This is a genomic window from Streptomyces sp. WAC06614 (assembly GCF_003949795.1).
GTDB lineage: Bacteria > Actinomycetota > Actinomycetes > Streptomycetales > Streptomycetaceae > Streptomyces.
Map to the genome: position 1 here is coordinate 1 of NZ_RPRY01000405.1, position 5,405 is coordinate 5,405.

The window sequence follows — 5,405 nt, forward strand, 5'->3', positions numbered from 1 at the left end:
CAACCAGGCCCACCCGCACCCTGGGTCCACCAGGACCACCCTGGGTCCACCAGGACCACCCTGGGTCCACCAGGACCACCCTGGGCACCGTGCCCACTCCAGGGGCGCCACGTACACCCTCGGTGGGTGGCGGGTACGCCGTTGGGCGGTCACGGGCAGGGCCCGCAGGTTGACCGCCGGATACGGCGCTGGTTGATCGTCCCGGGCCGGACCCCGCTTGTAGATTCCTGCCCGCCGGCCGGTCCTCAGGGGATCCGGCCCGCACCGCATCACCTGCTGATCGCTGACCACGAGGAGAAGATGATGTCGATACGCAAGCACCTGGTGAGTGCGGCCACCGTCGCGGGGGCGCTGGCTTCACTCTCGGTCCTGGCCGTCGCCCCGGCCCAGGCCGCAGGGGTGGACAAGTACAAGTCCGTCGACTGCGGGCACAGCGCGCGGGTGTGGTACCGCGACTACGGCCAGCAGACCATGCTCCGGGAGATCACCTTCGACAACATCGGAGACAAGTTCTCCGTCGTCAACGTCTATTGGAGGGCGGACGACGGGAAGACGACCATCCAGGAGTACACCCTCACCCCGGGCTGGTCGAAGATCTCCGACTCCCAGACCAAGGACGTGGCCGTGGCCAAGAGCCGCAAGCCGTACGTGAAGTTCATGTTCAAGTCGCTGCTCGGAGGCACCTGCACCCGCTACGTCGACCTCAACTGACGTCACGTCACCGCCCTTGGGGCGCGGGCCCCGTCGCATCTGCGGCGGGGTCCGGACCCCTCGGGTCCGGACACGGCTGGGTAACGGCCCCGCAGACCTCTTGTCAGTACAATTTCACATTACTATGTTACCGGTCACATCCTAGAGAGCAGCCCCTTACTGGAGTGACCTATGACCACGCGCAACCGTCTCGCCCTCGCCACCGCCCTGGTGGCCGCACTCGCACTCGGTGTCACGGGCTGCTCCGGCGCCGGGAAGAAGGGGGCGCAGGGTGGCGGTGGGGACAATCCCGCGGCCGCCACCAACGGCAAGGTCCTCGGGGGGACCCCGGCCAAGGGCGGGACCCTCACCGTGCTGTCCAACCAGGACTTCTCCCACCTGGACCCGGCCCGCAACTGGACGATGCCGGCGATGGACTTCGGCACCCGGCTGCTGTACCGCACGCTCGTCACCTTCAAGGCCGAGCCCGGCAAGGCCGGCAGCGAGCTGGTGCCCGACCTCGCCACCGACCTCGGCACCCCCAGCAACGGCGGCCGCACCTGGACCTTCACCCTCAAGGAGGGCCTGAAGTACGAGGACGGCACCCCCATCAAGGCCCAGGACGTCAAGTACAACGTCGAGCGGTCCTTCGCCCCCGACCTCACCGGCGGCCCCGACTACGCCGCCCAGTACCTGGCCGGCGGCGAGGGCTACAAGGGCCCCCTCCAGGGCCAGCACCTGGACTCGGTCAAGACCCCCGACGACCGCACCATCGTCTTCGAACTCAAGCGCCCCGTCGCCGAGTTCTCCGCGACCGCCACGCTCCCCACCTTCGCCCCGGTCCCGCAGTCCCAGGAGAAGGGCACCCAGTACGACGCCCGCCCGTTCTCCTCCGGCCCGTACAAGATCGAGAGCTACGACCGCGACAAGAAGCTCGTCCTGGTCCGCAACGAGCACTGGGACCCGAGGACCGACACCGTCCGCAAGGCCTACCCCGACAAGTTCGTCGTCGTCATGGGCCTCAAGGGCGGCCAGATCGACGACCGGATCATCGCCGGCGAGGGCGCCGACGCCTCCGCGATCCAGTACTCCAACATGCGCCCCGAGAGCGCCCCGAAGGTGCTGCCCAAGCCCGACATCAAGTCCCGGCTGCTCGCCGAGCCCCAGGGCTGTACCACCATGCTGCACCTGAACACCTCCCGGGCGCCGTTCGACGACCCCAAGGTCCGCGAGGCCATGCAGTACGCGGTCGACAAGGAGGCCGTGATCACCGCGGCCGGCGGCCCGGCCCTCAACGACATCGCCACCGCCTACCTGCCGCCCGCCCTCACCGGCGGCAAGCAGGCCGACACCCTCGGGATCCCGCCGGCCGGCGACCCCGCCAAGGCCAAGGAGCTCCTCAAGGCCGCCGGCAAGGAGAGCCTGAAGGTCTCCCTCGCCGTCTCCACCGGCGACAAGGGCCGGGCGGAGGCCATCCAGCAGGGTCTGGCCCGCGTCGGCATCCAGGTCGTCATCGACACCGTCGACCCGGGCGCGTACTACGACGTCATCGGTGACCTGTCCACCACCCCCGACATGACCTTCACCGGCTGGTGCCCCGACTACCCCTCCGGCTCCACCTGGATCCCGTTCGTCTTCGACGGACGCACCATCAAGGACAAGGGCAACCAAGGCAACTACAGCCAGTTCCGCGACGAGGCCACCATGAAGCGGATCGACGAGATCAACGCCATGGCCGACGCCAAGGCCGCCAACCAGGCCTGGACCGAACTCGACGCGGCCATCATGAAGAAGGCCCCCGCCATCCCCGTCCTCCAGGAGCGCAAGCCCCTGCTCATCGGCACCAACATCGCCGGCGCCTACGGCCACCCTGTGTGGACCGGCACCATCGACTACGGCACGGTGGGTCTGAAGGACCCGTCGAAGAGCCAGGGCTGAGGGCCGGGACGGGCCACCGCACCATGACCGCCACCGCACCGGCCGCCCCTGGGGCGGCCCCGGACGGCGCCGCGGAGCACCCGGCCGCGCCGGGCAGCAGCCCCTGGCAGCTCGCCCGGCGCGAACTGCGCCGCCGCCCCGCCGTCCGCGTCAGCCTCGCCGTCGTCCTCCTCTTCGTCCTCATGGCCGTCGCCGCGCCCTGGCTGAGCGCGCTCGGCGGCTGGTCCCCCGAGGAGTTCGACAAGTCCGCCGTCGACCCGTACCTCGGCGGCCTCCCGCTCGGTGACCTCGGCGGGATCTCGCCCGAGCACTGGCTCGGCGTCGAACCCGTCACCGGCCGCGACCTGTTCGCCCGGGTGGTCCACGGCGCCCAGGTCTCCTTGACGATCGCCTTCGCCGCCACCGCCGTCGTCGTGGTGGCCGGCACCGCCGCCGGCATCGCGGCCGGCTACTTCGGCGGGCGCACCGACGCGGTCCTCTCCCGCCTGATGGACCTCACCATGTCCTTCCCCTCGCTGATCTTCATGATCGCGCTGCTGTCCGTCGCCAAGGACGTCGACCGCATCGTGCTGATGACCGCCGTCATCGGGCTGTTCGGCTGGCCCGGCATCGCCCGCGTGGTCCGCGGCCAGACCCTCTCCCTCAAGCACCGCGAGTACGTCGACGCCGCCCGCGTCGGCGGGGCCGGCCCCTGGCGCATCCTGACCCGCGAGGTCCTGCCGGGCGTGGCCGGCCCGGTCATCGCCTACACCACCCTGCTCGTCCCCGGCATGATCAGCACCGAGGCGGCCCTGAGCTACCTCGGCGTGGGCGTCCGCCCGCCGACCCCGTCCTGGGGCCAGATGATCGCCGAGTCCGTCGCCTTCTACGAGACCGACCCCATGTACTTCGTCATCCCGAGCACCTTCCTCTTCCTCGCGGTGCTCGCCTTCACCCTGCTCGGTGACGCCCTGCGCGACATCCTCGACCCCCGGGGCGGCCGCACATGATCCTCTACCTGCTGCGCCGGCTGCTCGCCCTGGCCGGCGTCCTCGTCGCCATCGCCGCCGTCACCTTCCTCATCTTCTACGTCCTGCCCGCCGACCCGGCCGCCGCCGCCTGCGGCAAGACCTGCACCCCCGAACGCATCGCCGACGTCCGCGCGTACCTGGGCCTGGATCTGCCGCTGTGGCGGCAGTTCACCGACTTCCTCACCGGCATCTTCACCGGCCGCACCCTCGGCACCGGCCCGTACGCCGTCCGCTGCGACTTCCCGTGCCTGGGCTACTCCTACGAGAACTCCCTGCCGGTGTGGGACCTGCTGATGGACCGGCTGCCGGTCTCCGCCTCCCTCGCCGTCGGCGCCGCCGCCCTGTGGCTGCTGCTGGGCCTGGGCGCCGGGGTCACCGCCGCCCTGCGCAAGGACACCGTCACCGACCGGGCCCTCATGGTCGGCGCCGTCGCCGCCGCCTCCCTGCCGGTGTACTTCACCTCGGTGATGCTCATCTTCGGCGTCATCCGCATCGCCGGCCTCCTGCCGTACCCCGCCTACCAGGCCTTCACCGACGACCCGCTCGCCTGGGCCACGAACCTCCTGCTGCCCTGGACCGCGCTCGCCCTGCTCTACGCCGCCATGTACGCCCGCCAGAGCCGGGGCTCGATGATCGAGGCCATGGCCGAGCCGTACATCCGTACCGCCCGGGCCAAGGGGCTGCCCGAGCGCACCGTCGTCGTCAAGCACGGCCTGCGCTCCGGGATGACCCCGATCCTGACCATCTTCGGCATGGACCTCGGCGGCCTGTTGGCCGGCGCCGTCATCACCGAGTCCATCTTCGGACTCCCCGGCGTCGGGCGGCTGTTCTACGGCGCCCTGGTCAGCTCGGACCAGCCGGTGGTGCTCGGGGTGACCCTGCTGGCCGCCTTCTTCATCGTCGTCGCCAACCTCGTCGTCGACCTCCTGTACGCCGTCGTCGACCCGAGAGTGAGGTACGCATGACGACCGGTACCCCCCTGACCCCGCCGCTGCTCGACGTCCGCGACCTGAAGGTCACCTTCACCACCCCGCGCGGCCGGGTCCGCGCCGTCGACGGCCTCGACTTCACCGTGGAGGCCGGCCGCACCCTCGGCATCGTCGGCGAGTCCGGCTCCGGCAAGTCCGTCACCTCCCTCGCCGTCATGGGCCTGCACCGCGACGCCGAGGTCACCGGCTCCGTCTCCCTGGCCGGACAGGAGCTGACCGGGCTGCCCGAGAAGGAGCTGTCCCGGCTCCGCGGCCGCAGGATGGCGATGATCTTCCAGGACCCGCTGTCCAGCCTCCACCCGTACTGGACCGTCGGAGAGCAGATCGCCGAGCACCACCGTGTCCACTTCCGCTCCGGCCGCGCCGCCGCGCGCAGACGCGCCGTGGAGATGCTCGCCGAGGTCGGCATCCCCGAACCCGCCCGCCGGGCGGGGGAGTACCCGCACCAGTTCTCCGGCGGCATGCGCCAGCGCGCCATGATCGCCATGGCCCTGGCCTGCGAACCCGACCTGCTCATCGCCGACGAACCCACCACCGCCCTCGACGTCACCGTCCAGGCCCAGATCCTGGAGCTGATCGCCCGGCTCCAGCAGGAACGCGGCCTCGGCGTCGTGATGATCACCCACGACCTGGGTGTGGTCGCCCGGGTCGCCCACGAGGTGCTGGTGATGTACGGCGGCCGGGCCGCCGAACAGGCCTCGGTCGACGACCTGTTCGCCGACCCCGCCCACCCCTACACCCGAGGCCTGCTGGACTCCCTGCCCCGCCTCGACGACGC

Annotated in this window: 5 protein-coding genes; all 5 read left to right on the plus strand. The window is 70.9% G+C overall.

Features of this window, described 5'->3' with window-relative positions; all coding sequences use genetic code 11:
- Positions 1–303 precede the first annotated feature (303 nt).
- A complete protein-coding gene (locus tag EF918_RS31800; RefSeq protein WP_125652385.1) occupies positions 304–711 on the plus strand; it encodes a hypothetical protein in 408 nt (135 codons plus the stop codon).
- Positions 712–882: 171 nt separating this feature from the next.
- Positions 883–2,628 (plus strand): ABC transporter substrate-binding protein, encoded by a 1,746-nt coding sequence (locus tag EF918_RS31805; protein ID WP_125652386.1) that lies wholly within the window; start codon positions 883–885, stop codon positions 2,626–2,628.
- Between the two features lie 23 nt (positions 2,629–2,651).
- Positions 2,652–3,617, plus strand: a complete 966-nt coding sequence (locus tag EF918_RS31810; RefSeq protein WP_125652387.1) for an ABC transporter permease — start codon at positions 2,652–2,654, stop codon at positions 3,615–3,617.
- Complete coding sequence (locus tag EF918_RS31815; RefSeq protein WP_125652388.1) at positions 3,614–4,603, plus strand: ABC transporter permease; 990 nt, start codon at positions 3,614–3,616, stop codon at positions 4,601–4,603. Before EF918_RS31810 ends, EF918_RS31815 begins: the two co-directional genes overlap by 4 nt.
- Positions 4,600–5,405: ABC transporter ATP-binding protein (locus EF918_RS31820; RefSeq protein ID WP_148141298.1), on the plus strand; the 806-nt coding region annotated here is incomplete at its 3' end. The genes EF918_RS31815 and EF918_RS31820, both read left to right, overlap by 4 nt.